The 12,690-nt window shown below is 72.4% G+C and carries 10 protein-coding genes and 1 tRNA gene; 9 read left to right on the top strand and 2 right to left on the bottom strand.

Annotated features, from left to right (window positions below; translation table 11 throughout):
• The 7 genes from L0B03_RS06955 to L0B03_RS06925 form a co-directional block, all read left to right on the top strand.
• The coding region (locus L0B03_RS06955; RefSeq protein WP_284501480.1) for a uracil-DNA glycosylase family protein at window positions 1–453 on the top strand (453 nt) is incomplete at its 5' end.
• Window positions 454–552: 99 nt separating this feature from the next.
• On the top strand, window positions 553–1,998 hold the full coding sequence (locus L0B03_RS06950) for an NAD(P)/FAD-dependent oxidoreductase (protein WP_250445063.1): 1,446 nt from the start codon (window positions 553–555) through the stop codon (window positions 1,996–1,998).
• Window positions 1,999–2,122: 124 nt separating this feature from the next.
• Window positions 2,123–2,196, top strand: a tRNA-Leu gene (locus L0B03_RS06945).
• Window positions 2,197–2,377: 181 nt separating this feature from the next.
• Complete coding sequence (locus tag L0B03_RS06940) at window positions 2,378–5,770, top strand: endo-1,4-beta-xylanase (protein ID WP_250445062.1); 3,393 nt, start codon at window positions 2,378–2,380, stop codon at window positions 5,768–5,770.
• Window positions 5,771–5,896: 126 nt separating this feature from the next.
• Complete coding sequence (locus L0B03_RS06935) at window positions 5,897–6,745, top strand: Bax inhibitor-1/YccA family protein (RefSeq protein WP_250445061.1); 849 nt, start codon at window positions 5,897–5,899, stop codon at window positions 6,743–6,745.
• 197 nt (window positions 6,746–6,942) lie between these two features.
• Entirely contained in the window at window positions 6,943–8,349 is a 1,407-nt protein-coding gene (locus L0B03_RS06930; protein WP_250445060.1) for a cystathionine beta-synthase, read from the top strand.
• A gap of 119 nt (window positions 8,350–8,468) precedes the next feature.
• Window positions 8,469–9,485 carry an acetylxylan esterase gene (locus tag L0B03_RS06925; RefSeq protein WP_250445059.1) on the top strand — a complete coding sequence of 339 codons (1,017 nt, stop codon included), beginning with the start codon at window positions 8,469–8,471 and terminating at the stop codon, window positions 9,483–9,485.
• Between the two features lie 3 nt (window positions 9,486–9,488).
• On the opposite strand, the gene L0B03_RS06920 is transcribed toward L0B03_RS06925, so the two are convergent.
• Window positions 9,489–10,337 carry an SDR family oxidoreductase gene (locus L0B03_RS06920; protein ID WP_250445058.1) on the bottom strand — a complete coding sequence of 283 codons (849 nt, stop codon included), beginning with the start codon at window positions 10,335–10,337 and terminating at the stop codon, window positions 9,489–9,491.
• Window positions 10,338–10,411: 74 nt separating this feature from the next.
• Between L0B03_RS06920 and L0B03_RS19560 the strand changes: the two genes are divergently transcribed.
• A complete protein-coding gene (locus tag L0B03_RS19560; protein ID WP_250445057.1) occupies window positions 10,412–11,035 on the top strand; it encodes a TetR/AcrR family transcriptional regulator in 624 nt (207 codons plus the stop codon).
• Between the two features lie 129 nt (window positions 11,036–11,164).
• Window positions 11,165–11,581 carry an FKBP-type peptidyl-prolyl cis-trans isomerase gene (locus tag L0B03_RS06910; RefSeq protein WP_250445056.1) on the top strand — a complete coding sequence of 139 codons (417 nt, stop codon included), beginning with the start codon at window positions 11,165–11,167 and terminating at the stop codon, window positions 11,579–11,581.
• A 133-nt stretch (window positions 11,582–11,714) separates the two neighbouring features.
• Here L0B03_RS06910 and L0B03_RS06905 read toward each other — a convergent pair.
• Window positions 11,715–12,690: D-arabinono-1,4-lactone oxidase (locus L0B03_RS06905; RefSeq protein ID WP_250445054.1), on the bottom strand; the 976-nt coding region annotated here is incomplete at its 5' end.

The following is a 12,690-nucleotide window of genomic DNA, read 5'->3' as shown; positions in this document are numbered from 1 at the left end:
TGGCTCTTCGCGGCCCTGCACCGCGCGGGCGTCGGCTCCCAGGCCGAGAGCGTGGACGCCGCCGACGGACTCACGCTCCGCGGCGTCCGGATGGCGGCGGCCGTCCGGTGCGCCCCACCGGCGAACAAGCCGACCCCCACCGAGCGGGACACCTGCGCCCCGTGGCTGCGTCGGGAGATCGAGCTGCTGCCGGACCTGCGGGTCATGCTCGCGCTCGGCGGCTTCGGCTGGCAGGCGGCCCTCGCCGTCGTGCGGGGGATGGGTTGGCAGGTCCCGCGTCCCGCGCCGCGCTTCGGTCACGGCGCGACCGCGGTGCTCACCAGGCCCGACGGCGCGCCGGTCCACCTGCTCGGCTGCTACCACGTCTCCCAGCAGAACACCCAGACCGGCCGCCTGACCGAGGCCATGCTCGACGCCCTCCTCGTCCAGGCCCTCTCTCTCGCCCACCCCTGACGCGAGAGGGCGCGATACCGGGGCGGGTGTGCGGGAGGTCACGTCCACGGGCCGAGCGCGGGCTTGTGAACGATTTCACAGGCACCTACCGTGGAAACCATGAGTGCACAGACCCCCGAGGCCCCCGCGGTGACCACCGAGGCGCGGCCCGCCAAGGAACGCAAGGTCCCGCGCGTGGTGATCCTCGGCGGTGGCTACGTCGGCTTCTACACGGCGCTGCGCCTGCGACGTCGGCTCGGCAAGCGTGAGGCGGCGATCGTCGTCGTCGACCCGCGCTCGTACATGACCTACCAGCCCTTCCTGCCCGAGGCGGCTGCCGGTGCCCTCGAGCCGCGCCACGTCGTCGTCTCCCACCGGCGCGAGCTCAAGGGTGTCGACACCCTGACCGGTCGCGTGACCGAGATCCGCCACGCGGACCGCACGGTGACGATCACCCCGACCGAGGGCCAGCCCTACGACATCACCTACGACCACCTCGTCGTCGCGCTGGGCTCGGTGGCCCGCACGCTGCCCATCCCCGGGCTCGCGGAGCAGGCCATCGGCTTCAAGCAGGTCGAGGAGGCCATCGCCCTGCGCAACGACGTCCTCAACAAGCTCGACACCGCGGCCTCGACCTGGGACCCCGAGGCCCGACGTCGGCTCCTGACCTTCACCTTCGTCGGTGGCGGGTTCGCGGGGATCGAGGCGATCGCCGAGGTCGAGGACATGGCCCGGGCCGCGGTCGGGTACTACGACAGCATCAGCCCCGAGGACCTGCGCTTCGTCATGATCGAGGGCTCGGCGCGCATCCTGCCCGAGCTCGGCGACGAGATGGGCGGGTACGCCCTCGAGCAGCTGCGCAAGCGCAACATCGAGGTGCACCTGTCGACCTTCCTCAGCTCCTGCGTCGACGGGCACGTCGTCACCTCGACGGGGGTCGAGTTCGACTCGGCCACCATCGTGTGGACCGCGGGCGTCAAGGCCAACCCGGTGCTCAACGACTCGGACCTGCCGCTGGACAAGATGGGCCGCCTCAACGCCCTGCCCACCCTGCAGGTCGCCCACGAGGACGGCACCGTCGTCGAGGGCGCCTGGACGGCGGGGGACTGCGCGGCCGTCCCGGACCTCGCCAACCCCGGCTCCTACTGCTCGCCCAGCGCCCAGCACGCGGTGCGCCAGGCCCGCCACCTCGGCGACAACCTGGGTCGGTTCCTGCGCAGCGCCGAGCCCACCGACTACGAGCACAAGCACGTCGGCACCGTGGCCTCGCTGGGACTGGGCAAGGGCGTCGCGCAGGTCTACGGGATCAAGCTCCGCGGCTGGCCCGCCTGGTTCATGCACCGGACGTACCACATGGCGCAGATGCCGACCTTCAACCGCAAGGTGCGCATCGTCCTGGACTGGACCCTCGCGCTCCTGTTCCGCCGCGAGCTCGTGGCACTGGGCCGCCTGCACGACCCGCGCGCCGACTTCCGCGACGCCTCGGCAGCCCCCCGCCCCAAGGCGGCGCAGAAGCCCGCCGACAAGGCCCCGCAGGCCGAGAAGGTCGCGACGGCAGCGTCCTGACCGCCGCCTGACAGCCCGGCGTCCCGCCCCTCGAGAGGGGGTCGGGCGCCGGGCTCCTGCGTCTCACGGAGCAGGCCCGACGACGGCGCCCGCCCCACAGGTCCGCTGGCAGGATGGGCGGCGCGCCCTCGTAGCCCAAATGGCAGAGGCAGCCGGCTTAAACCCGGCCCAGTGCGGGTTCGAGCCCCGCCGAGGGCACCCATCCTTGGTCGTGCGGCGAGTTGACCAGCACCTCCCGCACGAAACTTTCTAATCCGTCGCGAAACATTGCCGCGCACCCTCGGTCATGTCTACCGTGACGAACGACCACCGGGTCTCACACCATCGCAAAGGGGCGACCATGAGACGACCGCGTTTGTTCGAAACTATCGGTGCAGCGGTGCTTGTCGCAGCGGCGGGGCTCATGGCCCCGCCAGCCGCCGCCGACGACCACACCCCAGCACCCACCGACCCGCCCGAGGCCACCACGGTGGTCTCCCTGGACTTCGACGACGAGTCCATCGAGCCGTGGACCACCAGCGGCGACCCGACCCTCGAGTACGTCGACGCCGACGAGGGCACGGCGCTGAGCATCACGCGCGCCGCCGACTACGAGGGCATCCAGTCCCCGACCGGTCTGCTCGAGCCCGGCGTCGACTACACCTTCTCGATGCGCGCCCGGCTCCCCGAGGGGGCGGAGGGGTCGACCGACCTCCGGTTCGTCGTCAAGCCCGCCTACACCTGGGTCGCCAACGCGACCGTGGGCGCCGACGGGTGGACCGAGCTGACCGGCACCTACACCCTCCCGGCCGACGTCGACCCGGCCGAGACCCAGGTCTACCTGGGCAGCGCGGATGCCGACGGCCCGTACGCCTATCTCATCGACGACCTGATCATCACCGCGACCGAGACCGGCCCCGGTGAGCCGGGTGAGCCGGGCGACCCCGTCGATCTGCTCTTCGACTTCGAGAGCGGCCTCCAGGGCTGGCAGCCGCGCGGCGATGCGGACGGCGACCCGACGGTCGAGGTGACCACCGACGAGGCCTACGCGGGCGCCCAGTCCGCACGGGTGAGCGACCGCACCTCCCAGGGGGACGGGCTCGGCTACGACGTGACCGAGGTCTTCGAGGAGGGCGTGACCTACGAGCTCAGCGCGTGGGTCAAGATGGCCGCGGGGGAGAGCGCCGACGACCTGTGGCTCAGCCTCGAGCGCACCGCGGGGACCGCGACCTCCTTCGACACCGTCGGGCAGTTCCCCGAGGTCGGTTCGCAGGAGTGGCAGCAGGTCACCGTGACCTACACGATGCCGGCCGCGGACTCGGCGGTCGTCTACTTCGAGACGAGCTACAACACCGGCGGCGCCGGGGACTTCCTGGTCGACGACGTCCGGATCCGCTCCCTCGACGAGCCCGAGATCCAGGACCTCGCCCCGCTCCAGGACACGCTCGACGTGCCCCTCGGCGTGGCGATCGACCGCCGCGAGACCCAGGGTGCCGCCGCCGACCTCACCACGCGGCACTTCAACCAGATCACGGCCGAGAACCACATGAAGGTCGAGGCCTGGTACGACGGCACCACGTTCCGCACCCACCCCGAGGCCACCGCGCTGATGGACTTCGCGCGCACCGAGGACCTGCGCGTCTACGGCCACGTCCTGGTGTGGCACAGCCAGACGCCGGACTGGTTCTTCCAAGACGACCAGGGTGCACCGCTCACCACGAGCGAGGCTGACCAGCAGCTCATGCGGGACCGCATGCGCGAGCACATCTTCGCGGTCGCCGAGGCACTGAGCACCGGCGGGGGCTACGGCCTCTACGGCAGCGAGGAGAACCCCCTGGTGGCCTGGGACGTGGTCAACGAGGTGATCTCCGACAGCGGCGAGCACGACGACGGCATGCGGCGCAGCGAGTGGTACCGGATCCTCGGCGAGGAGTTCGTGGACCTGGCCTTCGAGTACGCCGACGAGGCCTTCAACGAGGTGTACGCCGACCCGTCGGCCGACCGCCCCGTCACCCTGTTCATCAACGACTACAACACCGAGCAGTCGGGCAAGCAGCAGCGCTACCTCGCCCTCGTCGAGCGGCTGATCGCGCGGGGCGTGCCGATCGACGGCGTGGGCCACCAGTTCCACACGAGCCTCTCGACCCCGGTCTCGGCCCTCGAGGCAGCCCTCGAGCGGTTCAGCGGCCTAGGCCTCCAGCAGGTCGTCACCGAGCTCGACGTCACCCTCGGCACCCCGGTCACGGCGGCGAACGTCGTCGAGCAGGGGTACTACTACCGCGACGCCTTCCGCGTGTTCCGCGACTACGCCGACCAGCTCTACTCGGTCACCGTGTGGGGACTGACGGACCCGCGGAGCTGGCGCAGCGCCCAGGAGCCGCTGCTCTTCGACGGGCAGCTCCAGGCCAAGCCGGCCTTCTACGGCGCGGCCGACGGCGAGCTCCCCGCCCGGGTGCAGGCCGAGCTGACCTTCGCCGGTTCGGTACCCCTCGACGACGGCGCCGCCGCCTCACCCGTGTGGGAGCGGCTGCCGCTGCACCAGGTCGGTGACGTCGCCCGGTTCCAGACCCGCTGGGAGTCCGACCACCTCACCGTCTACCTCGAGGTGGCGGACACGACGCCCGAGTCCGGCGACGCGGTGACGTTCGTGGTCGGGGACCAGACCCTCACCCTGCCGCGGGACGGCTCGGGAGAGGTGGACGCGGTGGTGACCGAGACGGACGAGGGCTGGGTGGCTGTCGCCCACCTGCCCCTCGACGGCGCCGCCCAGGGCGACTCGGTGGCCTTCGACCTGCAGGTCACCGACGGGGATCAGGTCACCGGCTGGAACACCCCGGGGGAGCTCGGCACGCTGACCCTGGTCGAGCCGCTGTCCTTCACCGAGGTGGTCGAGGCCCCCGCGGCCCCGACCATCGACGGCACGGTCGACGAGGCCTGGGCCCTGGCCGAGGCCGTCACCACCGACACGCAGATCGAGGGCACCGGTGGCGCGACCGCCGAGGTCCGCACGCTGTGGTCCGGGGACGGGGCGACGCTCTACGTGCTCGCCGAGGTCACCGACGCCCAGCTGGACGTCTCGGGCTCGGACCCGTGGGTCCAGGACTCGGTCGAGATCTTCCTCGACGCCGGTGCCTACCGGAACGGGCCCTACCGCTACGACGACACCCAGATCCGGATCAACGTCGACAACGTGGTGTCCTTCGGCACCGGCGACGAGACGTTCCAGGCCAACCGGCTGGAGAGCGCAACGAGCACGGTCGAGGGCGGGTACGTGGTCGAGGCCGCGATCAGCCTCCTCGAGGACGGCGGCCCCGGGACGTTCCACGGGCTCGACGTGCAGGTCAACGACGCGACCGACGGCGCTCGCACCGCGGTCCGGACCTGGGCCGACCCGACCGGGCTCGGCTACCAGAGCACCGCGCGCTGGGGAGTCGCCCAGCTGGTCGAGGCCGAGGAGGAGCCCCCGCCCCCGGCGGCCGACCCGCAGCTCGACCTGGACCGGTGGCTCGTCCCGGCGGGGCGGTCCCTCGAGGTCCAGCTCAGCGGCTACCTGCCGGGTTCGGAGGTCGAGGTGACCCTCGAGGCCCGACGCCGGACGCCCGTCGCCCTGGGGGTTGTCGCCGTCGGGGCGGACGGCTCGGGCGCGGCGACCCTCACGGTGCCGCGCGGCACCAAGGTCGGCGTGTACGAGGTCGTCGGGAGCGACGGTGACCTGGCCGACTCCCAGCGGGTCCTGGTGACCCCGCCGCTGCCGCCCAAGCCCCCGTGGTGGCCGTTCCCGTGGCCCTGGTGAGGTGAGCTGATCCGGGGGGCTGTGGACGGGAACGCCCACGGCCCCCCGGACGTTGCCTAGGATGAGTACCGGCCAGCGACATCTCGAGCCACCCGCGACGGGTGGCCGCCGCGACCAGGAGGCACAGTGACCAACCCCGTCTTCACCAGCAGCGCGATCTTCGGCGAGAACCGCCGCGGTCGCGGTGCCGCCCAGCAGCGAGGCCCGTTCGCGGCCTCGGGCGCCGGGACCGCCACGATGCCCGGTCAGGAGGCCGGCAGCCTCGAGCAGATGTACGGCGCTCCGACCGCCACCTCGCGGGACACGGGCCGCCTCACCTACGACGACGTCATCATCAAGACCGGCGGCCTGCTCGCGCTGCTCGTCGCCGTCGCGGCCGTGACGTACTTCGTCGCCCCCGGGCTCTTCTTCGTCGGCATGATCGTGGGCCTCGTGCTGGGCCTGATCAACGCCTTCAAGAAGGAGCCCAGCCCGGCCCTGATCATCGCGTACACGGTCGCGCAGGGCGTGTTCCTCGGTGGGATCAGCTTCCTCTTCCAGCAGATGACCTGGGACGGCCAGCAGGTCCAGCCGATCGTGCTGCAGGCGATCCTCGGCACCTTCGCGACCTTCGGCGTCGCGCTCTTCCTCTACCGGTCCGGGAAGGTCCGGGTCACGCCCAAGTTCACGCGCTGGCTGCTCATCGCCATGGGTGGCTACCTCGTCTTCTCGCTGCTGAACTTCGGGCTGTCCTTCTTCGTCGCGAGCGAGGGCTTCGGCCCGCTGCGCAACGGCTGGATGGGCGTCGCCGTCGGCCTCTTCGCGGTCGGCCTCGCGGCCGCCTCGCTGATCATGGACTTCGACGCGATCAAGCGCGGGGTCGAGCAGGGCGTCCCGGCCAAGTTCGCCTGGTCGGCGGCCTTCGGCCTCATCGTGACCCTGGTGTGGCTCTACCTCGAGATCCTGCGCCTGCTCGCGATGTTCAACCGCGAGTAGCAGGTCTCACGGCCTCGGCTCGCGGGTCGAGACCCCCAGCACGGAGAACCGCCCGGGTGCGATGATCGCACCCGGGCGGTCCTGCGTCCGGCCCCGGTGCGTGCACGGCCCGGCCGGTCGCCCAGCTGCTTCACCGCCCAGCCGCCCAGTGGTCCTGCCGCACCGCGCCGTCGCCCAGCTCCAGGGAGTCCGTCACCGTGAAGTACGCCGAGCACATCTCCGACCTCGTCGGGGGCACCCCCCTGGTGCGGCTGACCCGGGTCGCCGAGGGGCTCGCGGCCACGATCCTCGCCAAGGTCGAGTACCTGAACCCCGGCGGCTCGGTCAAGGACCGCATCGCCCTCAAGATGGTCGAGGCCGCCGAGGCCTCGGGGGAGCTCCGGCCCGGGGGCACCATCGTCGAGCCGACCAGCGGCAACACCGGCGTCGGCCTGGCCCTGGTGGCCCAGCGCAAGGGCTACCGCTGCGTGTTCGTGTGCCCGGACAAGGTCTCGCAGGACAAGCGCGACGTCCTCACCGCCTACGGGGCCGAGGTCGTCGTGACCCCGACCGCCGTCGCCCCCGACCACCCGGACTCCTACTACTCGGTCTCCGACCGGCTCGCGGGCGAGATCGAGGGCGGCTGGAAGCCCAACCAGTACTTCAACCTCAACGGCCCCGCCTCGCACTACGAGAGCACCGGCCCGGAGATCTGGACCGACACCGACGGCCGCCTCACGCACTTCGTCACCGGCGTCGGCACCGGCGGAACCATCACCGGCACCGGCCGCTACCTCAAGGACGTGAGCTCGGACCGCCCCGAGGACCAGGGCGGTCGCGTCCGTGTGGTCGGGGCGGACCCTGCCGGCTCGGTGTACTCCGGGGGCGACGGTCGTCCATACCTCGTCGAGGGGGTCGGTGAGGACTTCTGGCCCGGGGCCTACGACCCCACCGTCCCGGACGAGATCATCGCCGTGAACGACGCGGACTCCTTCTCGATGACCCGCCGCCTCGCCCGCGAGGAGGGGCTGCTGGTCGGCGGCTCCTGCGGGATGGCCGTCGAGGCCGCGCTGCGCCTGGCCCGGCGCCTCGAGGAGGAGGACCCTGCTGCGGCCGCGCAGGCCGTCATCGTGGTGCTCCTGCCCGACGGCGGTCGCGGGTACCTGTCCAAGATCTTCTCCGACGCCTGGATGCGGTCCTACGGGTTCCTGCGCGAGGACGGCGGCGCCGTGGTCGGGGACCTGCTGCGGACCAAGACCGGTTCCTTGCCCGCCCTGGTGCACACCCACCCGGCGGAGACCGTGCACGACGCGATCGAGATCCTGCGTCGGTACGGCGTCTCCCAGCTGCCGGTCCTGACGGCCGAGCCGCCCGTGAAGTCGGGGGAGATCGCCGGGGCCGTGGCCGAGCGCGCCCTGCTCGACGCCGTCTTCCACGACCAGAGCGCCCTGACCGACCCGGTCGCCCAGCACATGGCCGCGCCGCTGCCCCTGATCGGCTCGGGGGAGAGCATCGAGGCCGCCCGCGAGGCCCTGCACGACGCCGACGCCTTGGTGGTCGTCGAGGACGGGGACCCCGTCGGCGTCCTCACCCGCCACGACCTGCTCGGCTACCTCGCCCGCTGACCCTCGGCGTCCCCCACCCGCCCATCGCATATCTCGTGTCAGAACCTGGGATACCCCTGGTGCCCCCAGCGTCTGACACGAGACCTGAGACCGTCCGATCTCGATGAGGAGAAGCTCCTGTGGCCCTGTTCGACCTCCCGCTCGACCAGCTCCGTGACTACCGCCCCGACGTCGCCGAGCCCGAGGACTTCGACGCCTTCTGGGAGCTGACCCTCGCCGAGGCCCGCAGCCACGACCTGGCCCTCGAGGTCGTCCCGGTCGACACCCCGCTGACCGTCGTCGAGGCGTTCGACGTGACCTTCGCCGGGTTCGGCGGGCACCCGGTCAAGGGCTGGCTCACCCGACCTGCGGGGGTCGAGGAGGACCTCCCGGTCGTCGTGGAGTACCTCGGGTACGGCGGAGGCCGAGGGCTGCCCCACGAGCGACTCACCTGGGCCGCGGCAGGCTACGCGCACCTGGTGATGGACACCCGAGGGCAGGGCAGCACCTGGGGGGCGGGCGGCGCCACGCAGGACCCGGGCGGCAGCGGCCCCGCGGCCCGCGGCGTCATGACCCGCGGCGTCGAGGACCCGGTCGAGCACTACTACCGGCGCCTCTACACCGACGCCGTCCGAGCGGTCGACGCCGCACGAGAGCTGCCCGGGGTCGACCCGGCACGGGTCGCGATCGCGGGCATCAGCCAGGGCGGCGGGGTGACCCTCGCGGTGAGCGGCCTGGTGCCCGACCTCGTGGCCGTCATGCCGGACGTCCCCTTCCTGTGCCACGTGCGCCGGGCGGTCGAGATCACCGACGCCCTGCCCTACGGCGAGATCACCCAGTACCTGTCCGTGCACCGCCACGCGGTCGAGACGGTCTTCCGCACGTGGTCCTACCTCGACGCCGTGAACTTCGCCCGTCGCGCGACGGCCCCGGCCCTGTTCTCCGTGGCCCTGATGGACCAGACCTGCCCGCCGTCCACCGTGTACGCGGCGTACAACCACTACGGCACAGCTCCGACGACGGCGCAGGGTCCTGGCGCGGCCGTCCCCGGCACCCGGCCGACCACCGAGATCCTGACGTACCCCTTCAACCAGCACGAGGGCGGCCAGGCCCACCAGGTCGAGGCCCAGCTGCGCTGGCTGCGCGAGCGCGTCTGAGGACTACCGCCCCGGGGCCACACCGGCGCTGGCGGGCGGTGCGGGCCGGCGCCCCATGAGGCGTGCGGACCCTGCGGCCCGGGCTGTGCCGATCACCGCAGCACGCCGCGGGAGCATTCGCACGAGGGCCGCCGTGACGGTGTCGCGACGCCGCGACGTGACGCTCGGTCCGGGGCGGCGTCGGTCCGCGGCGTGCAGCAACGCGGTGGCGGCCTCCTCGGGCGTCTGGAAGCTGCCGGGGTACTGCTCGACGCCGATCTCGTCGAAGAACTCCGTGCGCGTGAGCGTGGGCGCGAAGGCCAGGGTCCGCAGGCCGGTGTGCTGCGTCTCCCACCAGAGGGCCTCGGTCAGGTTGAGCACGAAGGTCTTGCTCGCTGCGTAGACCGCCATCCCGGGGATCGGCTGGTAGGCGGCGCTGCTGGTGACGTTGACCAGCATCCCGGTGCCGGCGGCCGTCAGGTCGTCGATCAGTGCCCGCGTGACGTCGACGAGGGCGGTGACGTTGAGCGCGAGCAGGGCCTGGAGCCGCTCGGGGTCCTGGTCGTGGAAGGCGCCGTCGATGCCGACCCCCGCGTTGTTGACCAGGCTGGTGACGCGCAGCCCGCGACGGCTGAGCTCCTCGACCAGCGTTCGTCCGGGGTGAGGCCGGGCGAGGTTGAGGGCGATGGTCTCGACCCTCACGCCGTGGGCGTCGTGCAGCCTGGTCGCGAGCTCACGGAGGCGGTCCTCGCGACGGGCGACCAGGACGAGGGTGGACCCCCGTGCGGCGAGCTGCGCGGCGAGGGCTGCGCCGATCCCTGAGCTCGCACCGGTCACGAGGGTGGTCTGGTGGGAGAAGTCGATGCGCGTCATGGTGGCAACCTACGCCACAAGTGGCACGCAGTGCCATAGTCAACATCGTGAACCCGGATCGATAGACTCGACACGTGGAATCAGAGGGACGACCACCGGGGCTTCGCGAGCGCACCCGACGCGCGGTGCACCGGGAGATCGCCGCCGCAGCCCTCGACCTCTTCCTCACCCAGGGGTTCGAGGCCACCACGGTCGACCAGATCGCCGAGGCGGCCGGGATCTCCCGACGGTCCTTCTTCCGCTACTTCGCCACCAAGGAGGACGTCGTCGTCGGTGACCTCGTCGACCGTGGACGGCTGGTGCTGGAGGGTCTCCTCGAGCGACCGGTCGACGAGGACCCGTGGGAGTCACTCGCCGCCGCGCTGCGGGCGATGGCGGCCGCCACCGGCTCCACCGAGGAGTCCGCACTGGGCATCGCCCGCCTGCTGCACGACGAGCCGTCGTTGCGTGCCCGCCACCTCGAGAAGCACCTGGCGTGGCAGCGCCTGCTCGTCCCCGAGGTCGCGCGTCGCCTGCGGGTGGTCGACGGCGAGGATGCCCCTCGAACCGAGCACCGCGCGGCGGCGATCGTCGCGTGCGTGCTCGCCTGCCTCGACACGGCGTCCGACGCCTGGGTGCGCCTGGACGGTGCGGTCAGCCTCGAAGCCCTCTGGTCCGAGGCCGTCGCCGCCGTCCGAGGGGTGCCGGCGCGGGGCTGAGGGGCGAGCACTACCCGCGCCAGGTCACGTCACCAGTCGCCCGGTGGGCCACCCGCGCCCGGATCGGGCACGATGGACGGCGGTGCCGCGCAGCCGCGGCCGCCGTCCGACCCGAACGAGAGGCCTGCCATGACCGAGAACCTGCCGCCCCTGCCCACCGCGTCGGGGTCCTTCGGCGACAAGCCCGTCCTGACCTTCCCCGACACCCCTGCTTCCCAGGACCTCGCGGTCCAGGTGCTCTCGCGCGGCGAGGGCGAGATCGTCGAGGCCGGCGACGACATCGAGGTCGACTACTACGGGCAGGTGTGGGGCGGTCGCATGTTCGACAACTCCTACGACCGCGGCTCGTCCATCACCTTCCCGATCGGCACCGGTGCCGTGATCGGTGGCTGGGACGAGGGCCTGGTCGGCCAGCAGGTCGGCTCGCGGGTCCTGCTGTCGATCCCGCCGCACCTGGGCTACGGCGAGCGCGGCATGCCCCAGGCGGGCATCGGCGGCACCGACACCCTCGTCTTCGTGGTCGACATCCGGGGCACCACCCGCTGAGCCGGGGCGCAGCACGCCGCGGCCCTGAGCCGCGGGAGCAGAGGCGGGCCTGGAGCACCGGGCCCGCCTCTCGCACGTCCGGCCCGTGCCGAGGAGCCCTCGGCTGACGGCCCCGGAGCGGCCCCCAGCGTCCTCATACCGGCGAGACCAGCCCGTGCCGACGCAGGTAGTCGTTGTGGAACAGCCCCTCGGGGTCGAACCTCGCCGCGAGCTCGCGGAACTGCCCGAGCCGCGGGTACAGCTCGGCCAGACGCCCCGGCGCCCCGGCCTCGGTCGCGCTGAAGAGCTTGCCCCAGTGCGGGCGCGCCCCGAACGGCGCCAGCTCCCGCTCGATCCGCGGCAGCAACGCCTCGACCTCGGGCTGCAGCGGCTTCCAGGTGAAGTGCAGGCCCACGCTGTCCTGCTGGTAGGCGGTCGAGAGCCAGAGCTCGTCCTGGGCGATGGTGCGTACCTCGCTGACCAGCAGCAGGGGCGAGATCAGGTGGCTGAGCCCCCGCAGGGCCTCGATCGCCGCCGGTCCGTGCTCGCGTGGCACGAGGTACTCCGACTGGAGCTCGGCGCCGTTGCTGGGCGTGAAGGCCATCCGGAAGTGCGGCAGCCTCTCGTGCCAGGGGCCGGGGCGGCCGAGCTGCTCGGTGGTGCTGCGGGCGTCCAGACCCAGCGGGTGCAGGTTCTCGGCAGCGACGGTCCCGGCCTCGAGCACCGGTCCAGGGGCCCAGGCCCCCTCGGGCCGCCCGACCCGGCTCTTGCGCCACAGCTGGTCGACGACCTCGCCCTCCCACCGGGTGAACAGGCTCACGCTGTCGGCGCTCGCGGTCACCTGGTCGAAGGCCCTGAGCACCGCGTCCCACGGGACGGCGGTCCGCACCTCCTGGACGACCTCGAAGGTCGGCTCGATCTCGAGGGCCACGGCGGTCACCATGCCCAGGGCGCCGAGGGAGACCACGGCCCCCGCGAGGTCGTCGTCCTGCGGGCCGAGGTGCACCAGCCCGCCGTCCGCCGCGACGACCTCGAGCCCGACGACGGCGGCTGCGAGGTTGCGCCGGGCGTCCCCCGAGCCGTGGGTCGCGGTGGCCACGGCCCCCGCCACCGAGATGTGCGGGAGGGAG

It is taken from the genome of Actinotalea sp. C106 (assembly GCF_023630195.1).
Taxonomy (GTDB): Bacteria; Actinomycetota; Actinomycetes; order Actinomycetales; family Cellulomonadaceae; genus Actinotalea.
This window is presented reverse-complemented; position numbering and strand designations above follow the sequence as displayed.